Source organism: Kitasatospora sp. NPDC015121, assembly GCF_055562955.1.
Genome location: NZ_JBVHEH010000003.1, coordinates 249,325 through 269,431 on the forward strand (window position 1 = coordinate 249,325; position 20,107 = coordinate 269,431).

General features: G+C 74.3%; 15 protein-coding genes. 3 read left to right on the forward strand and 12 right to left on the reverse strand.

The window, feature by feature from the left end:
• Positions 1-32: 32 nt before the first annotated feature.
• Positions 33-785 carry a sirohydrochlorin chelatase gene (locus ACZ3J7_RS05110; RefSeq protein ID WP_465616982.1) on the reverse strand — a complete coding sequence of 251 codons (753 nt, stop codon included), beginning with the start codon at positions 783-785 and terminating at the stop codon, positions 33-35.
• 120 nt (positions 786-905) lie between these two features.
• Positions 906-3,827, reverse strand: coding sequence for a hypothetical protein (locus ACZ3J7_RS05115; protein ID WP_465616984.1), 2,922 nt, complete (start codon positions 3,825-3,827; stop codon positions 906-908).
• Positions 3,828-4,347: 520 nt separating this feature from the next.
• Here ACZ3J7_RS05115 and nirB point away from each other — a divergent pair.
• Both nirB and nirD read left to right on the forward strand, forming a co-directional pair.
• Positions 4,348-6,975 carry a nitrite reductase large subunit NirB gene (nirB, locus tag ACZ3J7_RS05120; RefSeq protein ID WP_465616986.1) on the forward strand — a complete coding sequence of 876 codons (2,628 nt, stop codon included), beginning with the start codon at positions 4,348-4,350 and terminating at the stop codon, positions 6,973-6,975.
• Positions 6,972-7,319 carry a nitrite reductase small subunit NirD gene (gene nirD / locus ACZ3J7_RS05125; RefSeq protein WP_465616988.1) on the forward strand — a complete coding sequence of 116 codons (348 nt, stop codon included), beginning with the start codon at positions 6,972-6,974 and terminating at the stop codon, positions 7,317-7,319. The genes nirB and nirD overlap by 4 nt, the downstream gene beginning before the upstream one ends.
• Positions 7,320-7,386: 67 nt before the next feature.
• Here the strand turns inward: nirD and ACZ3J7_RS05130 are convergent, their stop codons facing one another.
• Together ACZ3J7_RS05130 and ACZ3J7_RS05135 are read right to left on the reverse strand one after the other, a co-directional pair.
• The gene (locus tag ACZ3J7_RS05130; RefSeq protein ID WP_465616990.1) at positions 7,387-8,346 is read right to left on the reverse strand and encodes an SGNH/GDSL hydrolase family protein; all 960 of its coding nucleotides are present in this window, start codon (positions 8,344-8,346) and stop codon (positions 7,387-7,389) included.
• Positions 8,347-9,288, reverse strand: coding sequence for a PAC2 family protein (locus ACZ3J7_RS05135; RefSeq protein ID WP_465616992.1), 942 nt, complete (start codon positions 9,286-9,288; stop codon positions 8,347-8,349).
• Positions 9,289-9,940: 652 nt separating this feature from the next.
• On the opposite strand from ACZ3J7_RS05135, the gene ACZ3J7_RS05140 reads away from it, so the two are divergent.
• Positions 9,941-10,696 carry a GNAT family N-acetyltransferase gene (locus ACZ3J7_RS05140; RefSeq protein WP_465616994.1) on the forward strand — a complete coding sequence of 252 codons (756 nt, stop codon included), beginning with the start codon at positions 9,941-9,943 and terminating at the stop codon, positions 10,694-10,696.
• Between the two features lie 232 nt (positions 10,697-10,928).
• Here ACZ3J7_RS05140 and ACZ3J7_RS05145 read toward each other — a convergent pair whose 3' ends face one another.
• The 8 genes from ACZ3J7_RS05145 to ACZ3J7_RS05180 form a co-directional block, all read right to left on the reverse strand.
• A complete protein-coding gene (locus tag ACZ3J7_RS05145) occupies positions 10,929-11,285 on the reverse strand; it encodes a transcriptional regulator (RefSeq protein WP_465616996.1) in 357 nt (118 codons plus the stop codon).
• Positions 11,282-11,782, reverse strand: a complete 501-nt coding sequence (locus ACZ3J7_RS05150) for a hypothetical protein (protein WP_465616998.1) — start codon at positions 11,780-11,782, stop codon at positions 11,282-11,284. The genes ACZ3J7_RS05145 and ACZ3J7_RS05150 overlap by 4 nt, the downstream gene beginning before the upstream one ends.
• Before the next feature lie 130 nt (positions 11,783-11,912).
• Positions 11,913-12,437, reverse strand: coding sequence for a ribonuclease (locus ACZ3J7_RS05155; protein WP_465617000.1), 525 nt, complete (start codon positions 12,435-12,437; stop codon positions 11,913-11,915).
• 214 nt (positions 12,438-12,651) lie between these two features.
• Positions 12,652-15,360, reverse strand: coding sequence for a pyruvate, phosphate dikinase (ppdK, locus tag ACZ3J7_RS05160; protein WP_465617002.1), 2,709 nt, complete (start codon positions 15,358-15,360; stop codon positions 12,652-12,654).
• 565 nt (positions 15,361-15,925) lie between these two features.
• On the reverse strand, positions 15,926-17,113 hold the full coding sequence (dusB, locus tag ACZ3J7_RS05165; RefSeq protein WP_465617004.1) for a tRNA dihydrouridine synthase DusB: 1,188 nt from the start codon (positions 17,111-17,113) through the stop codon (positions 15,926-15,928).
• Positions 17,114-17,329: 216 nt separating this feature from the next.
• The gene (locus tag ACZ3J7_RS05170; RefSeq protein WP_465617006.1) at positions 17,330-18,211 is read right to left on the reverse strand and encodes a DUF4097 family beta strand repeat-containing protein; all 882 of its coding nucleotides are present in this window, start codon (positions 18,209-18,211) and stop codon (positions 17,330-17,332) included.
• Entirely contained in the window at positions 18,208-18,855 is a 648-nt protein-coding gene (locus ACZ3J7_RS05175) for a response regulator (RefSeq protein ID WP_465617008.1), read from the reverse strand. Before ACZ3J7_RS05175 ends, ACZ3J7_RS05170 begins: the two co-directional genes overlap by 4 nt.
• A complete protein-coding gene (locus ACZ3J7_RS05180) occupies positions 18,843-20,102 on the reverse strand; it encodes a sensor histidine kinase (RefSeq protein ID WP_465617010.1) in 1,260 nt (419 codons plus the stop codon). The genes ACZ3J7_RS05175 and ACZ3J7_RS05180 overlap by 13 nt, the downstream gene beginning before the upstream one ends.
• Between the last annotated feature and the right edge of the window lie 5 nt (positions 20,103-20,107).

Sequence of the window (20,107 nt, forward strand, 5' to 3'; positions counted from 1 at the left end):
GGGTCCCGGGGCGCGGAGGTGCGGGGTGCGGGTCAGCCGGCCAGGCGGACGGTCCGGGTGACGCAGGTCTGATACCGCTCCAGGACCAGCCGGGCCAGCGCGGGGTGGTCGCCGAGCGGGGCGGAGGTCAGCGCGCCGCCGGCCGCGGCCGCGAGGCGGGCGAAGTCGCCCGGTGCGGTGAAGTACGAGGCGACGGCGACCCGCGGGTGGCCCTCGGCGGTGAGTTCGGCGACCCGCGCGGCCACGCTCGGCCCGTTCGCCGCCACGTACCCCGGGCGGACGGGGACGCCCAGCCGGTCCGACAGCAGCGCGGCCTGGGCCTCGGCGTCCCGGGCGGCGTCCTGGTCGCGGGAGCCGGAGGCGGCGAGGACCACCGGCTCGTCCCGCCACCCGGCCGCCAGCAGGCGGTCGGCCAGCGCCTCGGTGAGCAGCGGGTCCGGCCCGAGCGGCGGGGTGCACTCCCCCGCCAGGTGCGGTGCGGCGGAGAGCGTCCGGGGGATGTCCACCTTGCTGTGGTAGCCGCGGCCGAGCAGCAGCGGCACCAGGACCACCCGCCCGCTCAGCCCGTCCAGCACGGTCGGCAGCAGCGGGTCGTTCAGCCCGAGGTGCCCGAGCCGGATGTCCAGCTCCGGTCGGGCCCGCCGCAGCCGGGCGTGCAGCCGGCCGAGTTCGGCGGCCGCGGCCGGGTCGTGCGAACCGTGCGCCACCAGCACCAGAGCCGGGCGGCGGGCCGCGTGCAGCACCCGCAGCGGGGCGAGGCGGCTGGGAAGCGAAGTGGTGGTCATACCGTCCACCATGCCGGATCCCTGTTTCGACCCGGTTGCCCGCCGGTCACGGGGGTTTTCCCCCGCACTCACCCGACCACCCCACCGGGGTGAACGGGCCGGCCCCGCACGGGGCGGTGATCAGCCCGCGGTGGGATCCCCCGCCTGTCGCGGAACGCGCGGGCGGCGCGCCCCCGCGACGGGACGCCCGTCCCCGGGGAGGGCGGGAGCGGTGGTCGACCGCGGGGCGGCGCTGTCGGTGCCCGGTTCCCAGCCGTTGCCGTGCAGCGCCTTCGCGACTCCGGGCCGGGCGGACGCCCCGTACTCCTGGAGCAGCATCAGCGCCTCGCGGTGGGCCAGCGGGTCGCCGGCCTCGGCGGCCCGGCGGTACCACTCCACGGCGTGTTCGGGTCGGCGGCGTTCGGCGAGCATCCGGGCCGCCGCGAGCAGGGCGTCCCGGTCGCCTCCGGCGGCGGCCCGCTCGTACCAGGTGAGCGCGTCGTCGATCCGGCCCCGGCTCTCCAGCATCTCGGCCGCCTCCCGGACGGCCGGTCCGTCGCCCGTGTCGGCGAGCCGCTGGACCCAGGCGATGGCCCGGTCACCGGTGACCGCGCCGCAGAGCATCCGGGACGCCTCGCGCAGCCGGTCCGGCTCCGGGCGGTCGGTGGAGTTCAGCAGCAGCCCGGCTTCGAAGAACCGGCCGGCCTCCTTGAGCAGTTCCACCGCCTCCTCCAGCGCGGCGGCCCCGGAGCGGCGGCCGGCGGCCCCGGAGCAGCGGCCGGCGGGGACGGGCACCGCGGTGCCCGGACGGACCGGCTCCCCGTTCCGGGTGCTCCGCGCGGCCGGGACGGAACGCGGCACGGGGACGGCGGACGCCCCCGGTTCGAGGTGCGGCGCGGCCGGGACGACGGCGGGCAGGACGGGCCGCCCGCTCGCCGCGGCCGCGGCCCGGTGCCAGTCGGCGGACTCCCGGGGGCGGCCCAGTTCGCCGTGCAGCCGGGCGAGTTCGCGCATCGCGTAGACGTCGCCGCGGGCGGCGGCCCGTTCGTACCAGTGGACGGCGCGGGCCCGGTCGCCGTGCCGCTCCAGCAGGTCGGCGGCCTGGAACAGGGCGGTCTCGCTGCCCGCTTCGGCCGCCTTCCGGTACCAGTCCAGTGCCCCGGCCGCGTCTCCGGCCCGCTCGCACCGCTCGGCGCGGTCGCGCAGGATCTGCGGGTCGCCGATGTGCGCGTACCAGGGCAGGTTGCCGTACTGGCCGTGCCGGGCGAGCAGGGCCGCGGCCTCGTGCCAGGCGTTCTCGTCGCCGGCCGCCGCCGCGCGCTCGTACCAGGCGGCGGCCTCGTCGATCCGGCCGGCGGCCTCCAGGGTCCGGGCCGCCTCGTGCACGCCGACCGGGCCGCCCCGGGCCCAGGCCCGTTCCCACCAGGCGACCGCCTGGTCGATCCGGCCGGCCTCGGCGCAGAGCCTGGCGCAGTCGACGGCCGCCTCGGGGTGCCCGTCGGCCGCCGCCCGCTCGAACCAGTCCAAGGCCTCGGCGCCGCGCCCGAGTTCGGCGAGCAGTCGGCCCGCCCGGTGGCGGGCGGTGGAGTGGCCGGCCCGGGCGGCCGCCTCGAAACGCTGCAGGGCCGGAGCGATATCGCCGTACCGGCCGAGCAGTTCGGCACCCCGGCAGTGGGCGTCGGCGTCCCCGCCCCGGGCGGCCCGGTCGTACCAGTCGACGGCCTGCTCGAACCGGCCGTCCCGCTCCAGCAGTTCGGCCGCCCGCAGCGCGGCCTCCGGCACGCCCCGGTCGGCGGCCGCGCCGTACCAGTCGGCGGCCTCGGCGGTGCGGCCGGCCTCGGCGAGCAGGGCGGCGCCGACCGAGAGCGCGGCGGGGTCCCCCGTCTCGGCGGCGGAGGCGCACAGGCCGACCGCGATCCGGGTGAGCCCCCGGGTCGCCGCCGACCGGGCCAGGGCGGACCGGTCGGCGGGGTGGGCGTGCCTGGTCAGGCTCTCCCACAGCCCGGCCGGGATCGTGCGCCCCTCCCGCTCCGGCCCCAGCTGCCGCACCAGGGCCTCGGCGAGCCACACCTCGTGACCGCCCGCCACCCGGACCGCCTCCGCACTCCGGTGCGCCGCCGTGCCCTGGTCCGCCGCCGTGCCACGGGAGGCTGCCGTGTCGCGGGAGGCCGCCGTGTCGCGGGAGGTCGCCGCGTCGCGGAGCCTCTCCGTCCTGCCGGGCGCCTCCGCGGCGCGAGACGGGGCGATGCCGCGCGGTGCCCGGCCCGCCGCGGTCCGGGCGCCCGTGAAGCGACCGTCCGCGGTACGGCCGTTCAGCGGGTCGGCGGCCGTCGGGTCACCGGTCATCAGGAGCGCGCCCGTGCCCGGGACGGCCTTGCGCAGGTAGGCCAGCCCGTCGGCGACCCAGCCGGGCCGGAGGGCGCTGCGCTCGTGCGAGGTCAGGTAGTGCGGGGCGGAGGCCGCGAGCAGCGCCGCCGGCAGGACCGGACGGTGGCCCAGGCGCACCGCGTCCATCGCCGCGTCGACGACGGCCCTGGCGGCGGGCGGCGCCGAGCGGTAACGGTTCACCAGCCGGGCGCCGACCGGTCCGGGGCCGCCGACCGCTGCCCGGTGGGCCGCCGCGCCCGCTCCGGCGGCCGCCGGCCAGGTCCGGCGCACCGCGCCGTCCGCTCCCCGGAGGGCTACCACCCGCCGTCCGGACGGGCACGGTGCGGCGGTGGCCGACTCGTGTCCCTCGTCGTCCGGCGGCGGTGGAACGGCGAGCCGCTCCCGGCGGCGGTCGGACTCCAGCAGGGCGGCCCAGTGGGCGGCCGACCGCACCGGTCGACCCGCGACGCGGGCCAACTCCCCTGCCACCAAGGCGAGTCGGTCCGCCTCGCGGGGCACCGAGCGTCCGGACAGCCAGCCGTACAGGGTGGACGGTCCGATGCCGCCGATCCGGGCCAGGTGTGTCCGGGTGACCGTCCGGCCGCCGACCCGGCGGGCCTCGTCCCAGAGCAGCAGGAGTTCGCGCAGCACTGCGGAGTGAGCCGCACGGACCCCCACCTGCACGTCTGTTGTCATGCCAGCTCCCGGCCGGACTCGGACCGGATCTTGGAATCCGCTCCCCTGCGTGCAGGGTACGCACTCCCTCACCCCCACGTATCGACTTCTCCACGAATCCCGTTCCGGATCGGCGGTCCTGCCCCCGCGGGAGCCCGCCACCTGGTATGGGGCCTCCGGGGCGCTCCTCCCGGCGGCGGTGCCCACTGGAACGCCGCCCGCCGCACCTGACGGACACGTCGCCGGGCGCGGAGGGAGGGGAAGGGCGGCCGACCGCTCTCACAGCCGGTGCCGGGCGCCGCTGAGGCCGAAGTTCCGGCGGTGAAACAGGGCGGCACCGGTCGGGAAACACCCTCCGAGCATGCTCGGTGCCACGACAGCGACCGGGTCGCAGCCACGGCGGGCCGCCCCGGTCGAGGCCTCCGGCGGGACCGGAGGCGCACTGCGCCCCGACCGGACCGACGGTGGTCCGGTCGGCGCCCGGTCAGCCCGCCAGCTCCGACGCCCACCATCCGGAGCACGACCTCGGAGGGACTTCCCGATGACCACCACCAAGCCCACACTGCTCCTGGTCGGCTACGGCATGGTCGGCCACCGCTTCCTGGAAGCCCTGGTCGACACCGGCGCCGCCGACCGCTACCGGGTCGTCGTCCTCGCCGAGGAACCCCGGCCCGCCTACGACCGGGTCGGCCTGACCTCCTACTTCTCCGGCCGGAGCGCGGACGACCTGCTGCTCGCCGAGGAGGGCTTCACCGATCGGCACGGGTTCGAGGTGCACCTCTCCTCCCCCGCCGTCTCACTCGACCCGGCGGCCCGGACCGTCACCACGGCCGCCGGGCACACCCTCCCGTACGACACCCTGGTGCTGGCCACCGGCTCCTACCCCTTCGTCCCGCCGGTGGACGGCCGGGACGCCGAGGGCTGCTTCGTCTACCGCACCATCGAGGACCTGCAGGCGATCGAGGCCTACGCGGCCGGGGCCCGGGTCGGCGCGGTGGTCGGCGGCGGGCTGCTCGGGCTGGAGGCCGCCGGCGCGCTGCGGGGCCTCGGCCTGGAGACCCACGTGGTGGAGTTCGCGCCGCGGCTGATGCCCGTCCAGGTGGACGAGGCCGGCGGGGCCGCGCTGCGCCGGACCATCGAGTCGATGGGCGTGGTCGTGCACACCGGCATCGGCACCAAGGCGATCACCGTCGCCGAGGGCCGCGCGGTCGGCATGTCCTTCACCGACGACTCGGCGCTGGCGACCGACCTGGTGGTGTTCTCCGCCGGTGTCCGCCCCCGCGACCAGCTGGCCCGCGAGGCCGGCCTGACGGTCGGCGAGCGCGGCGGCATCGCGATCGACGAGCACTGCCGCACCTCGGACCCGCACGTCTTCGCGATCGGCGAGTGCGCCCTCGCGGTGGACGGCCGGGTCTACGGCCTGGTCGCCCCCGGCTACGAGATGGCCGTCGCGGTGGCCCGGCAGCTCGCCGAACAGGCCGCGCAGCCGTTCACCGGCGCGGACCTCTCGACCAAGCTCAAGCTGCTCGGCGTCGACGTGGCCAGCTTCGGCGACGCCTTCGGCAGCATGCCCGGCTCGCTCGACGTGGTCTACTCCGACTCCCGCTCCGGCGTCTACAAGAAGCTGGTGGTCACCGGCGAGGGGGCGCTGCTCGGCGGCATCCTGGTCGGCGACGCCTCGGCCTACGCCACCCTCCGCCCGCTGGCGGGCACCGGGAAGCCGCTGCCCGTCCCGGCCGAGTCGCTGGTGCTGCCGGCCGGCGCGGACACCGCGGTCTCGCTCGGGAGTTCCGCGCTGCCCGACGACGCGGTGGTCTGCAGCTGCAACAACGTCACCAAGGGCACGATCCGGGCGGCCGTCACCGACCACCGGTGCACCACCGTCCCCGAGGTGAAGAAGTGCACCCGGGCGGGCACCAACTGCGGCTCCTGCGTGAAGCTGCTCGGCACGATCGTCGCGGACGAGCTGGAGGCGAGCGGCGTCGAGGTCGACCGGGGCCTGTGCCCGTGCTTCGCCCACACCCGGGCCGAGCTCTACGAGATCGTCCTGGTCAAGCGGATCCCGACGCACCGGCAGCTGCTCGCCGAGCACGGCCGGGTGCCGGAGGGCTCCGAGGGCTGCGAGGTCTGCAAGCCGACGGTCGCCTCGATCATCGCCTCGCTGGCGCCCGAGCTGGAGGCCTCCGGGCACATCCTGGACGGCGAGCAGGGCGCCCTGCAGGACACCAACGACCACTTCCTGGCGAACCTGCAGAAGAACGGCTCCTACTCGGTGGTGCCGCGCATCCCCGGCGGCGAGATCACCCCGGACAAGTTGATCGTGATCGGCGAGGTGGCCAAGGAGTTCGGTCTCTACACCAAGATCACCGGCGGTCAGCGGATCGACCTGTTCGGCGCCAGCGTCGACCAGCTGCCGATGATCTGGAGCCGGCTGGTCGCGGCGGGCTTCGAGTCGGGCCACGCGTACGGGAAGTCCCTGCGCACCGTGAAGTCCTGCGTCGGCTCCACCTGGTGCCGCTACGGCGTGCAGGACTCGGTCGCCATGGCGATCCAGCTGGAGCTGCGCTACCGGGGCCTGCGCTCGCCGCACAAGCTCAAGTCCGCGGTCTCCGGCTGCGCCCGCGAGTGCGCCGAGGCCCGCGGCAAGGACTTCGGCGTCATCGCCACCAGCAACGGCTGGAACCTGTACGTCGGCGGCAACGGCGGCGCCACCCCCCGGCACGCCGACCTGCTCGCCCAGGACCTGGACGACGAGCAGCTGGTCCGCCTGATCGACCGGTTCCTGATGTTCTACATCCGCACCGCCGACCGGTTGGAGCGCACCTCCACCTGGCTGGAGCGGATCGAGGGCGGTCTGGACCACGTCCGCGAGGTGGTGGTCGAGGACTCGCTCGGCATCGCCGACGAGCTGGAGCGCCTGATGGCCCGACACATCGGCGACTACCAGGACGAGTGGGCGGCGACCCTGGCCGACCCCGAGCGGATGCGCCGGTTCGTCTCCTTCGTCAACGCCCCCGGGGTGCCCGACCCGAGCATCCGGTTCGTTCCCGAGCGCGACCAGGTCAAGCCCGACCTGGTGCTGCTGGCCACCGAGGAGCAGCTGCTCGCCGCCCTCGACCCCGACAACGCCCAGTCCCCGACCGCCCGCATCCTGGAGGAAGCCCGATGACCGCCACCGCCTCTGCCACCCGGGTCGAACTGCTCTCCCCCGCCGGCTGGTCCCCGGTCTGCGACTGGGACCTGCTGGTCCCCGGTCGCGGCGTCGCCGTCCTGCTGCCGGACGGCCGTCAGGCCGCCGTGTTCCGCGACAGCAACGACCGCCTCTACGCCGCCGACAACCGCGACCCGTTCACCGGCGCGTACGTCCTCTCCCGGGGCCTGCTCGGCTCCACCGCGGACGGCCGGGTCTACGTGGCCTCGCCGCTGCTCAAGCAGCGCTTCGACCTGGCCACCGGGGAGTGCCTGGACGACGAGGGCGTCCGGATCGGCGTCCACACGGTCCGCGCCGCCTGACCGCCCCGCCCGGCACCGGCCCGCTCCGGCCGACCCCGCCCCCGTCGTCCCGCCGACTGGGGCGGGTTCAGTTCCGCTGCCGGAGCGCGGCCAGGACGGCGGCGGCCATGCCCTGCTGGCCCCGGGCGTTCGGGTGGATGGGTGCCAGCCCCTTCCCGGCGTCGAGGGGCTCCACCCAGCGGGTGCCCTCGCCCTCGCACATGTCGTGACCGGTGGACGAGGAGTAGGTGTCGACGAACGCCACCCCGGCGGCCTCGGCGCGCTGCCGGAGCATGCCGTTCAACTGCCGTTCCTGCTCCGCGACGAAACCGATGTCGGCGTCCGCGATCCCCTCACCCAGGGCCTCGCTGCAGCGCCCCGGGTCCTGCGGCAGCAGGGCCGGGTAGCCGACGAGCAGCACCTCGGCCTGCGGGGCCCGCCGTCTGATCTCGCCGAGGGCCGCGGTCAGCCGTTCGCCGGTGGCCGTCATCCTCCGCTGGACCTCGCCGCTTCCGGCGCCGCTCGTGTAGTACGTCCGGCAGGGCGCGTCGTCGCCCCTGCCGATCAAGCCGTGCCGGAGGCTCTCGACCGCGCAGCGGCCCAGGACGTCCATGAAGCCGGCGTCGTTGCCGCCGATCCCGAGCGTCACCAGCCGGGTCGCCGTGCTGAGGGCGTCCAGCTGCGGCGGGTTGGTCCCGTCCTCGGTCCGCTGGGCCGCCGTCAGGTCCCCGGTGCGCGCGCCGCTGCAGCTGACGTCGGTGAAGTCCTTGAGGTCGAGCCGCTGGGCCACCAGGGACGGGTAGTTGGCCCCCGAGCGGCCGCAGCCCTGCGGGGTCCCGCCCTGGGGCGGGATTCGCAGGCCCGAGGTGTAGGAGTCCCCGAGGGCCACGTAGGGCCCGGTGACCGGGGTCGGGGCGGGGGAGGGTGTCGGCGGCGAGGCCCGGTCGGGCTTCGGAACGGGGGCGGCCGCTCCGGCGCCGCACCCGGCGGTGCCGATCAGGGCGGCCCCCGCCAGGGCCGCCGCCACGGCGACCGGCAGGCGGCGCACCTACTCGGCGCCGCGTTCGTGCTCGGCCAGGAACTCCTCGAACCTCCGGCCGAGCTCGTCGGCCGAGGGGAGGTCGTTGGCCTCGGCGAGCAGGCTCTCCCGGTCGACGACGCCGGAGACCGCGTCGTACTGGCCCTCCATGCCCTGGATCGCCGTGCGCAGTTCGCCGTCGCCCTGGGAGAGCTGGTCCTCGATCTCGGCGTAGACCTCGTTGACCCGGGCGCGCAGTTCGCTGCCGGGCAGGATCAGGCCGGTCGCCGACTGGGTGGCCTCCAGGACCGCCACCGCGGCGGCCGGGTAGGAGGAGCGCGCGATGTAGTGCGGGACGTGGGCGGCGAAGCCCAGCACGTCGTGCCCCGCCTCCATGAGCCGGTACTCGACCAGCGCCTGGGCGCTGCCGGGCACCTGGGCCTGGTCGAACCACTTGGGGTGGCCGGACGCCAGGTCGATCCGGTTGCCGTGCGGGGTGAGGCCGACCGGGCGGGTGTGCGGGACGCCCATCGGGATGCCGTGGAAGGAGAGCGCGAGCCGGATCTCGAACCGCTCCACCAGATCGGCGATGGCGGCCGCGAACAGCTCCCACTCGGTGTCCGGCTCGGGGCCGGTGAGCACCAGGAAGGGCGCGCCCACCGCGTCGCGCACCAACTGGAGCAGGATCTCCGGCGGGTCGTAGTCCGTCCAGCTCTCGCGGTCGAAGGTCATGGCGGGGCGGCGCGCCCGGTAGTCGACCAGCCGGTCGTGGTCGAAGCGGGCCACCACCTGCGGGGAGCCCTGCTCCAGCAGGTGCGCGACGACCTGGCCGCCCGCCTCGCCCGCGTCCATGAAGCCCTCGAAGTGGTAGAGCAGCACCAGGCCGGTGCCGGCCTCGGCCGCGGCGCGGGCCGCCGCCAGGGCGGTCACGCCCTGCGGTTCCAGCTCGTACAGCTCCTTGGGATCACGCACGGCGCACCCATCCCCGTTCCGTCTCGTCGTCTCGGAATGCTTTCGGACCTGATCTCTCCAGCGTGCGACGGCCCGTCGGAATTCCCGCCCTCGCACGAGTCTTCACGTCGTCTCTCGAATCCTCTCACCTCCGGGCAAAGTGCCTGGTCGCAGGCGTGGCACTCGGGTCACCCGGTACGGTGGCGAAGCGGCCCGGCGTGCCGAAAGGACCCGCGCGCCCCTGCTGGCGCGCCGCGAAGTGACGCACCGCCTCCGGGCGGGTATCGTCCTCTCGCTGCCTCGCATCGTCGCGTCGTCGCGCCACGCCGTCTGTCACGTCGTGGGCCACGCCCCGGTCCGTTGCGCTGCCAGTCATCCCATGCGCACCTTGCCTTCACCTGGCCGCCTGCTTCGCTTCGTGATCTCGTTTCTCTCTCGGCCATCTCGCGGACGCACACTGTCCCGTCGCTCATCCCGCCGGATCGGTCCGTCGACCCGTGTCCGTACCGGCACCGCGCTGCCCGCCTCCGGGCTGCCGTCCCGCCGCACGCCCGAGCCTCTGGCGTAGCGCCCCCGGGCGGCCGTTCTCCGGGGCCGGGGCGACACGACCACTGCCCTCGCGCCGCGAACCCGGCACGCTGGCACCCGACGACGCCGAAGGACCGAAGGATCCGTGCCCGTACCCGTCACCCTCTACGGCCGCACCGTGCGGCTGGAGCCCCTCGCCGAGCACCATGCCGCGGCCCTGGCCCTGGCCGGTTCCGAGGACCGTACGACCTACGCCTTCACCCCCGTGCCGCACGGCCTGGAAGCCGCCCGGGAGTACATCGCGCGCGCCCTCGCCGATCGGGCGGCGGGCCGGTCGATGCCGTTCGCCACGGTGAGCACGGCCGACAACCGGGTCGTGGGCTCGACCCGGTTCCTGGAACTGGACTACTGGCAGGGCCCGCTGGTGTGGCCGCCCGCGCCGGGCGTGCCGCACGGCGACCCGCTGGAGGCGGTCCCGGACGCCGCGGAGATCGGCAACACCTGGCTGTCCCCGCGGGCGCAGGGCACCGGCATCAACACGGAGGCGAAGCTGCTGATGCTGCGGCACGCCTTCGAGGTGTGGGGGGTGCAGCGGATCTCGCTGCGGGCCGACGCCCGCAACACCCGTTCCCGGGTCGCCATCGAGCGGCTGGGCGCCACCTCCGAGGGGGTGCGCCGGGCGCACTCGCGCGGCCTGGACGGGGTGGTCCGGTCCACCGCGTTCTACTCGATCCTGGACGAGGAGTGGCCCGCCGTCCGCGACATCATCGAGCTGCGGATCGCCGCGGCGACCTCGCCCAGCGCGCCGGACCCGGCGCCGCTCAACCAGGAGTGCCTTAGACACGGCAGCCCCCTGGTGACCGACCCGATGATCGGCGACTCCCTGGTGCCGGCCGCCTGAGCCGAACGGACGGGCGGGGTGGGCGGGGCCGGTCCTCCCGGTCGGGGCGGGTACGCGGCGGACGATCACGTCGGGCACCCGCCCCGGCCGGTTCCTCCCGGGGGTTTCTCGGCACTCTGTCGAGTTGTCAAGGAGCACGGACAGCACGGGTCCGGGCCCACCTCCGCTCCTGGGTGTGATCCTCCTGACACTCCGCCGGCCCGCCGCGCCCGCCCCGACGGTCGCGCGCCGCTCAGCCGTCGGCCCCGGCCTGGCCCGGCTCCGGTTCGGCACCGGGTGCGGCGCCGGACGCGGTCCCGGCCGCCTCGGCGGTGGCGGCCAGGTGCTGGAGCGCGGCCAGGTGCGCCGCCAGCGCGGCACGGCCCTGCGGGGTGGCGGACAGCCAGGTGCGGGGCCGCTTGCCGACGTAGCCCTTGCGGGCCCGCAGGTGGCCGGCCGCCTCCAGGCTCGCCGCGGTCTTGCTGAGCACCGAGTCCGAGACCTGGCAGTAGTCGCGGACGACGGAGAACTCGGCCTCCTGGCATCCGCTGAGGAAGGCCAGGACGGTGAGCCTGGTGGGCTGGTGGAGTATTGGGTCGAGTCCGTTCACCGCTCGCTGCTCATGCTCTGCTCCTTGATGTCTCGATTGGCCAGGGCGATGACGCCCCACACGGCCAGGCCCGCGACCAGGCCCGCGGCGGCCATGGCCCACCCCTGGTCGTCGGTGGCCAGCCACGTTCCGAGCCAGGCCAGCAGCGCCGCCAGGACGGTCAGGCCGAGCGCGCGCAGGACGTTCGGCGGGACCTTGGCCTTCTCCAGCCGCGCGGCGACGCCGCTGGAGCGCATGGCCACCCGCACTATCGCCCCCAGCACCGCCGCCAGGGCGGCCGCGCACAGCGGTATCAGCCACTGCGCCTGCCGCTGGAAGCTCTGCCCGATCGCCGCGCAGTAGACCGCGAGGGTCGCGCCCACCCCGGGGCCGTACCACCAGGGCATCGGCGTGGGCCGTCGGGCGGCGGCCCGCGCGCGCTCGGCGAGCGCCAGCGCCTCGGCGGGCGCGAGCTCCTCGGAGTGCGGCCCGGGCGCCTGCTGCCTGTCGTCAACCATCGGTTCCCCCATGCGGACGTGCCGTCGGATCCGACCTGCTGCCGGATCAAGTGCTGTCACTCTGGCACATGCTTTCCGCCATGGAAAGTAATTTTCCGACGGTCCGTCAGCGGGCCTCCGGGCGGGCCGCTCAGCAGCGCGGGTCGATCTCCTGGAAGCTGGCGTAGTGGTCGGCCGTCCAGTACTGCTCCCCGGCGCCACCGGTGACGATCCGCCTGGTCCCGCGGTCGTCCGACCCCGGCGTGACCACGGTGAACTCGTGGTAGTAGCCGCTGCCCTGACGGGGAAGTCGGCTCTCCCGGTTCTCGAAGACGACGCCGTCCGAGCGGTACGGGTAGGGGCCGCCCCGGGCGATCAGGCCGAGGGTGTCGAGGGCCTGCGCGGGCAGCTTTCCGCGGCAGACGTCGGCCAGCGCCGTGCTGGTGGGCACCCAGGTGGCCCGGGCGGCGGGCGACTTGGCCGGGGCCGAGGGCTTGGGGGCGCCCGTGGCGCCACCGCGGGTGGCGGTGGCGGCAGACGCGGCGGAGGCGGGGGCGGAGTGCGCGGCGCCCGCCCCGTCCGGGTCGTTCCCGCCGTTCAGCAGTGCGGCGACCGCGGCGGCGATGCCGAGCAGGACCACGGCGACGAGGCCGATCAGGCGGTTTCGGCTGTTCATGCCCCAAGCCTGCCGCACCCGCTCACCCGGACGGCGCACGGCGCGCGCCCGGGCCGGCCGGCCCGGGCGCACGGGAGAACGCCGCCGGGGCGGGACCGGACGCCGTTGTCCGTTCCCGCCCCGGCTGCTCCGTACGGCGGCTCTCCTGCGCCGAGCTCCGCCGTACGCCCCTCCCCTTCGGAGGGGTGCGGTCAGTGAACCGCGCTGCTTCGTGTCAGCGCGAGTCGCTTCCCGCCGTCTCGATGGCGGCGCGGCCCGCTTCCAGCCGCGCCACCGGAATCCGGAAGGGGGAGCAGGATACGTAGTCCAGCCCCACCTCGTGGAAGAAGTGGACCGAGTCGGGGTCGCCGCCGTGCTCGCCGCAGACGCCGAGCTTGAGGTCGGGGCGGGTGGCCCGGCCGGCCTGGGCGGCGTTCTTGACCAGGGCGCCGACGCCGTCGCGGTCGATGGTCTCGAACGGGCTGACCCCGAAGATGCCCTTCTCCAGGTAGGCGGTGAAGAAGGAGGCCTCGACGTCGTCGCGGGAGAAGCCCCACACGGTCTGGGTCAGGTCGTTGGTGCCGAAGGAGAAGAAGTCGGCGGCCTCGGCGATCTGGCCGGCCGTCACGGCGGCGCGCGGCAGCTCGATCATGGTGCCGAGCTTGATGTCGAGGTTGACGCCGGTGGACGCGGCGACCTCGGCGAGCACCCGCTCGCACTCGTCGCGGACCAGCTCCAGCTCCTGGACGGTGCCGACCAGCGGGATCATCACCTCGGGGCGCGGGTCGCCGCCGGCCAGCTTGCGCTCGGCCGCGGCCTCGGCGATCGCCCGGACCTGCATGCCGAACAGGCCGGGGATGACCAGGCCGAGGCGGACGCCGCGCAGGCCGAGCATCGGGTTGGCCTCGTGCAGCCGGTGGACGGCCTGGAGCAGGCGCAGGTCGTTCTCGTTCGGGTCCTTGCGGGCCTCGGCGAGGGCGACGCGCACCGACAGCTCGGTGATGTCGGGCAGGAACTCGTGCAGCGGCGGGTCGAGCAGCCGGACCGTCACCGGGAGGCCGTCCATCGACTGGAACAGCTCCAGGAAGTCGCCCTTCTGCAGCGGCAGCAGGCTGGACAGCGCGGTCTCGCGGTCCTTGTCGTTGTCCGCCAGGATCAGGTGCTCGACCTCCTTGCGGCGCTCCTCGCCGAGGAACATGTGCTCGGTGCGGCACAGGCCGATGCCCTGGGCGCCGTACCGGCGGGCGCGGTTCGCGTCCTCGGCGTTGTCGGCGTTGGCGCGCACCGCGAGGCGGCGGCGGCCGTCGGCGTGCGACATCAGCCGGTGCACGGCCTGGACCAGCCCGCCCTGGACGTCGGCGCCGGCGTGCAGGGTGCCCTCGAAGTACTCGACCACCGGGGACGGCAGCACCGGGACCTCGCCCAGGTACACCTTGCCGTTGGCGCCGTCGATGGAGACCACGTCACCCTCGTGGACGACCTGGCCGTCGGCGGTGGTGAACTTGCGGTTCTTGGTGTCGACCTCCAGCTCCTCGGCGCCGCAGACACAGGTCTTGCCCATGCCGCGGGCGACCACGGCCGCGTGGGAGGTCTTGCCGCCGCGCGAGGTGAGGATGCCCTCGGCGGCGATCATGCCCTCCAGGTCGTCCGGGTTGGTCTCGCGGCGGACCAGGATGACCTGCTCGCCGGAGCGGGACCACTTCACCGCGGTGTACGAGTCGAAGACCACCCGGCCGACCGCCGCGCCGGGCGAGGCGGCGATGCCGTACGCGACCGGCTTGGTCTCGGAGGTGGGCGCGAAGCGCGGGAACATCAGCTGGGCGAGCTGGCCGCCGGTGACCCGGTGCAGCGCCTCGTCCAGGTCGATCAGGCCCTGGTCGACCAGCTGGACGGCGATCCGGAAGGCGGCGGCGGCGGTGCGCTTGCCGACCCGGGTCTGCAGCATCCAGAGCTTGCCGCGCTCGATGGTGAACTCGATGTCGCACAGGTCCCGGTAGTGGTTCTCCAGGGTGTGCATGATGGTCATCAGCTCGTCGTACGACTTCTTGTCGAGCTGCTCCAGGTCCGCCAGCGGCAGGGTGTTGCGGATGCCCGCCACCACGTCCTCGCCCTGGGCGTTCTGCAGGTAGTCGCCGTAGACGCCCTGGGTGCCGGTGGAGGGGTCGCGGGTGAAGGCGACACCGGTGCCCGAGTCCTCGCCGAGGTTGCCGAAGACCATGGTGCAGACGTTGACGGCGGTGCCCAGGTCGTTCGGGATGCGCTCCTGCCGGCGGTACAGACGGGCCCGGTCGCCGTTCCAGGAGTGGAAGACCGCGTGGACCGCCAGGTCCAGCTGCTCGCGCGGGTCCTGCGGGAACTCCCGGCCGGTCTCCCGGAGCACGATCGCCTTGAAGGTGGCGACCAGCGACTCCAGGTCCGCGGCGGTGAGGTCGAGGTCGTTGGCGGTGCCCTTGGCGTGCTTGGCCTCCTCCAGCGCCTCCTCGAACAGCTCGCCGTCGACGCCCAGCACGGTCTTGCCGAACATCTGCACCAGACGGCGGTACGAGTCCCAGGCGAAGCGTTCGTTGCCGGACTGGGCGGCGAGCCCGGTCACCGAGGCGTCGGAGAGGCCGATGTTCAGGACGGTGTCCATCATGCCGGGCATCGAGAACTTCGCACCCGAGCGGACCGAGACCAGCAGCGGGTCGTCCGCCTGGCCGAGCCGCTTGCCCATCCGCTCCTCAAGGGCGACCAGGTGGCCGGTGATCTCCTCGTTCAGCGAGCCCGGCTCCGTGCCGGTCTCCAGGAAGACCTTGCAGGCGTCGGTGGTGATGGTGAACCCCGGAGGGACGGGAAGGCCCAGGTTGGTCATCTCGGCGAGGTTCGCACCCTTCCCGCCGAGAAGATCCTTGAGGTCCTTGTTTCCTTCGGTGAAGGAGTAAACAAACTTCTGCTGCGCCGCCACGGGTCGTTCTCCTCGCACACGGTTGCCCTGACGCCGGAGAACATACCCATTTCGAAGGCCTTCTAGGGGGGCGAATAGCTCGTACGAGCTTCGGAGTGGGCGATTGGCCAGCAGATCTAATGCCCGGAGGGACGTTCACCTGCGTTAGTGAAATCGTCCGGGTGACGCTAGCCTGCCTTCAGGAGTTGAAGGCATCACTACGTCAAGCTCGCTCGAACCGGACACACCGTGACGGCATTCGCACCACCGTGTTTCCCCGGCTTGATTTCCTGCAGCCAGCCGGGGTGATCCACCGGGGGCCCGTTCGGGAAGCGATCCCGACTTGTACACCTTGGCGAAGTCCACTGACTGACTGTCACTCGCCACGATATGTGGCCAGCGTCACGGACGCATCTCAGCCGTCGTGCCGAGTAGGCCTACGCCTATCGTCGCTTTCCGTTGATGATTCCGTCGCTCTGCGTTGCCCGTTTTCGCCTTCGAGGAGCCCTGCTGTCCATCTTGGACAACAGGGCTGGGACGCTCCGGCCAGGCTCGAATCCAGGGCGAATCCGCCGGATCGTACAGATCATCCGCCGGAGGTGTCCGATTCGGCGTCTTCGGCGAGCCGGGCGCACTCGTACGGATCGTCCAACCAGCCCTCGGGCAGGACGACCCGGTTGTTGCCACTGGTCCGCCCGCGCGGTCCGTCGGCGCCGATGGGCCAGCTCTGCTCCTGGTCGACCAGCGCGAGCGTCTCGGCCAGCTCGGTCAGCGAGCTGGAGTTGGCCAGCTTCACCCGCAGCTCGGAGCCGACCGAGAAGCCCTTGGTGTACCAGGCGACGTGCTTGCGGAAGTCGATGACGCCGCGGGCCTCGTCGCCCAGCCACTCCCCCAGCAGCTGGGCGTGCCGCACCATGGCGCGGGCCACGTACCCGAAGGTGGGGCGGGCGTAGTCGACATCGCCCTCGAAGATCGCCACCAGGTCCTTGAACAGCCAGGGCCGGCCCAGGCAGCCGCGTCCGACGACCACGCCGTCACAACCGGTCTCGCGCATCATCCGCACCGCGTCGTCGGCGGACCAGATGTCCCCGTTGCCGAGCACCGGAATGCCGGCCGGGACGGACTCGCGGAGGCGGGCGATGGCCGACCAGTCCGCGGTGCCGCCGTAGTGCTGGGCCGCGGTGCGGCCGTGCAGGGCGATCGCGCAGACGCCCTCCTCCGCGCCGATCCGCCCGGCGTCGAGGTAGGTGAGGTGGTCGTCGTCGATGCCCTTGCGCATCTTCATGGTGACGGGCAGGTCACCGGCGTTGGCGACCGCCTGGCGCAGGATGTCGCGGAGCAGGTTGCGCTTGTACGGCAGCGCGGAGCCACCGCCCTTGCGGGTCACCTTGGGGACGGGGCAGCCGAAGTTGAGGTCGATGTGGTCGGCCAGGCCCTCCGCGGAGATCATCCGCGCGGCCTTGCCGACGGTCTCCGGGTCCACTCCGTACAGCTGGATCGAGCGCGGCTTCTCGCTCGGGTCGAACTTGATCAGCTGCATGGTCTTGGCGTTGCGCTCGACCAGGGCGCGGGTGGTGATCATCTCGGAGACGTACAGGCCCCGGCCGCCGCTCTGCTCCCGGCACAGGGTGCGGAAGGGGGCGTTGGTGATGCCGGCCATCGGCGCCAGCACCACCGGCGGCCAGACCTGCATCGGCCCGATGTGCAACGGGGCGAACTCCGGCGTGCCGGGTGCGGCGGGGACGGCCTGGGCGGTGTCGGGCGTGGTGGTCATGCGCGGCGGATCCTCGATACGGGTAGGGCCCAACGGCGGGCTTCCGGACTCTCCATTCTCTCCCACCCGCCGGACAGGCCCGCCCCGGTGCCGCCCCCCGGCGGGCGGCCCCGGGCCGCCGGGCCGTTCCGGGCGCGGTCGGAGGGCGTCCAGGGTGCGGTCCAAGCGCGGTCGGAGCGAGGTGCGAAGCGCGTTCCGGGTGTGCTCAGGGCGCGCTCAGGGCTTCCCCGTCCGGCCGATGGTGACGGTGCCGGAGGCGGCGGTGACGTCGAGCAGCCGGGGCGAGTCCACGTCCTGGAGGGACTGGTCGACCTCCTGACCGCCGCCCTCGCCGCCGAGCTCGATCCGGTACCGGCTGCGGTCGTCGGGCAGCCGCAGGACGAGGTTGCCGGAGGCGAGGCGGACGGCGACCTCGTCCGGTGGGCGGTCGTATTGCAGGACGACCTGGCCGGAGGAGGCGGACAGTTGGGCGCTGGCCGCGCCCAGTCCCGTGCCGATGATCTGACCGGAACCGCTCTTCGCCCGGATCGGCCCGCTGACCCTGGTCAGCTCCAGCTGGCCGCTGCCGGTCTCCGCCGAGACGCTGCCGGAGACGTCCATGATCTCCGTCCGCCCGGAGCCGTTGCGGGCGTGGACGGTGGTCGAAGGCGGCACCTGTATCTCCAGCGCGACCGGGCAGCCGCGCAGGAACCGGGCCTCCGGGCAGTCGACGGAGACCGTCATCGTGCCCGCGGCGATCCGCTCGTCGACGACGGGTCTCCGCAGCGCCCAGCCGACCCGTTCCGCCACCACCACCCGGTCGGTGCCGCCGACCCGGACGAGGACCCGGGCCGGGCCGGAGTCGATGTCGAGCCGGCCGACCGACTCGAAGTACGTCCGCTCCCGGGTGGTCTCGCGCTGGACGAGGACCGCGCCCGTGACGGCGGCGCCCGCCAGCAGGGCGCAGCCGAGGACCAGGACGCCGAGCATCCGCCAGGCCCGGCGCTCGCCCCGCCCGGGCTCGACCGGCGGCCCCGCCGGGCCGGGGAGGGGCAGCCGACGGGCGAACCGGGCCGGCCCGGCGGGGGCCTCCGGCGGGGGCGGGGCGGGCCGGGTCACTGGCTGACCTCCAGGAAGCGCAGCACCGCGAGCACCCGGCGGTGGGTGTCCTCGGCGGGCGGCAGGTCGAGCTTGGCGAGGATGGAGTTGATGTGCTTGGAGACGGCGCTGTCGCTGACCACCAGGGACTCGGCGATCGCGGTGTTCGAACGCCCCTCGGCCATCAGCGCCAGCACGTCCCGCTCGCGGGGCGTCAGCCGGTGCAGCGGGTCGCGGTCGCGGCGCAGCAGCAGCTGGGCGACCACCTCGGGGTCGAGGGCGGTGCCGCCCTGGGCGACGCGCTGCAGCGCCTCCACGAACTCGTCCACGTTGGCGACCCGCTGCTTGAGCAGGTAGCCGACGCCGCTGGTGTTCTTGGCCAGCAGGTCCGCCGCGTAGCGTTCCTCGACGTACTGGGAGAGCAGGACGACGGCGGTGCCGGGCCACTGCCGCCGGATCAGCAGCGCGGCCCGGACGCCCTCGTCGGCGAAGCCCGGGGGCATCCGGACGTCCGCGACGACGATCTGCGGGCGGTGCTCCTCGACGGCGGCGAGCAGGGCCTCGGCGTCACCCACGGCGGCGGCGACCTCGTACCCCTCGCTCTCCAGCACCTTGACGATGCCGATCCTCAGGAGGACCGAGTCCTCGGCGATCACAGCTCGCACGGCAGCTCCATGGTGATGGTGGTCGGGCCCCCGCGGGGGCTGGTGATGGCGAAGGATCCGTCGACCGAGGCCGCGCGCTTGCGCAGACCGGTGAGGCCGGTGCCGCGGTCGGCGTCCGCCCCGCCGACGCCGTCGTCGGAGATGGTGATGCGCAGTCGGTCGGCCGCCCGGTGCAGCAGGAGGTCGACCCGGGAGGCCCGGGAGTGCTTGGCGGCGTTGGCCAGCGCCTCGGAGACCGTGAAGTAGGCGACCGCCTCGACGGTGGGCGCTATCCGGCCCGGCAGGTAGACCGTGAGGTGCACGGGGACGGGGCTGCGGGCGGCGATGCCGGAGAGCGCCGCGTCGAGCCCGCGGTCCTCCAGCACCGCCGGGTGCAGACCGCGGACCAGGTCGTGCAGCTCCTTGATGGCGGCCTGGGCCTCCTCGTGCGCGGCGGTGATCACCTCCATCGCCTCGGACGGGAGGTGCTTGAGGGTGCGCCGGGCGAGGCCCAGGTTCATCGCGAGCGAGACCAGGCGTTGCTGCGCGCCGTCGTGCAGGTCCCGCTCGATGCGGCGGCGCTCGGCGTCGGCCGCGTCCACCACGTCGACCCGGCTGCGGGCCAGGTGTTCCACCCGGCGCTCCAGCACCTCCGCCCGGTTCGGGCCGAGCAGGGCCCGGACCGTCCACAGGTCGACGGCGGCGAGCAGGGCGACGAGCCAGGGCGTGGCGGCCAGCAGGAGCAGGCCGCCGAGGGTGGCGAGGGCGCCGTCGACGGCCCAACCCGGGCCGGACTTCAGCGGGTTGCCGGGTGGCAGCAGCCACACCCAGCCGAAGAAACCGGTCAGCACGACCGCGGCCCCCCAGAGGCCGAGCACCAGGCCCGCGCAGAGCGCCTGCAACGGCGCCACCACCAGGTGGTGCGCCGCCTGGCGCCAGGACAGCCCGGCGCGGAGCCGGACCACCCAGGCCGCGCCGGGCGGGACCCGGCTCGGGACCTCCAGCCCGTACAGGGCGCGGACCCGGCTGCGCTGGGCGGTGCTCAGCAGGTCGAAGAGGACCGTGACCAGGGCCAGCCCGAACGGCAGGGCCCTGCTCGGCGCGCCGAGCAGGGTCAGGCAGGGCAGGCCGAGCGGGAGGCCGGCGGCGAGGAACAGCGAGTCCCGTCGAGTGCCCGCGGACCACGGGGTGCGCGCGGCCGCGACGGCACGGACCGTAACGGCACGGACCGTCCGGCGCGGGGGCGTGTCGATCTTCGACTGGAACATGCGGA

Excerpts from the sequence above, each read along its gene's own strand:
- ACZ3J7_RS05110 (WP_465616982.1), bottom strand. The coding sequence starts at position 785 with ATGACCACCACTTCGCTTCCCAGCCGCCTCGCCCCGCTGCGGGTGCTG.
- dusB (WP_465617004.1), bottom strand. The coding sequence starts at position 17,113 with ATGACCACCACGCCCGACACCGCCCAGGCCGTCCCCGCCGCACCCGGC.
- ACZ3J7_RS05180 (WP_465617010.1), bottom strand. The coding sequence starts at position 20,102 with ATGTTCCAGTCGAAGATCGACACGCCCCCGCGCCGGACGGTCCGTGCC.
- ACZ3J7_RS05155 (WP_465617000.1), bottom strand. The coding sequence starts at position 12,437 with ATGAACAGCCGAAACCGCCTGATCGGCCTCGTCGCCGTGGTCCTGCTC.
- nirB (WP_465616986.1), top strand. The coding sequence starts at position 4,348 with ATGACCACCACCAAGCCCACACTGCTCCTGGTCGGCTACGGCATGGTC.
- ACZ3J7_RS05150 (WP_465616998.1), bottom strand. The coding sequence starts at position 11,782 with ATGGTTGACGACAGGCAGCAGGCGCCCGGGCCGCACTCCGAGGAGCTC.
- nirD (WP_465616988.1), top strand. The coding sequence starts at position 6,972 with ATGACCGCCACCGCCTCTGCCACCCGGGTCGAACTGCTCTCCCCCGCC.
- ACZ3J7_RS05115 (WP_465616984.1), bottom strand. The coding sequence starts at position 3,827 with ATGACAACAGACGTGCAGGTGGGGGTCCGTGCGGCTCACTCCGCAGTG.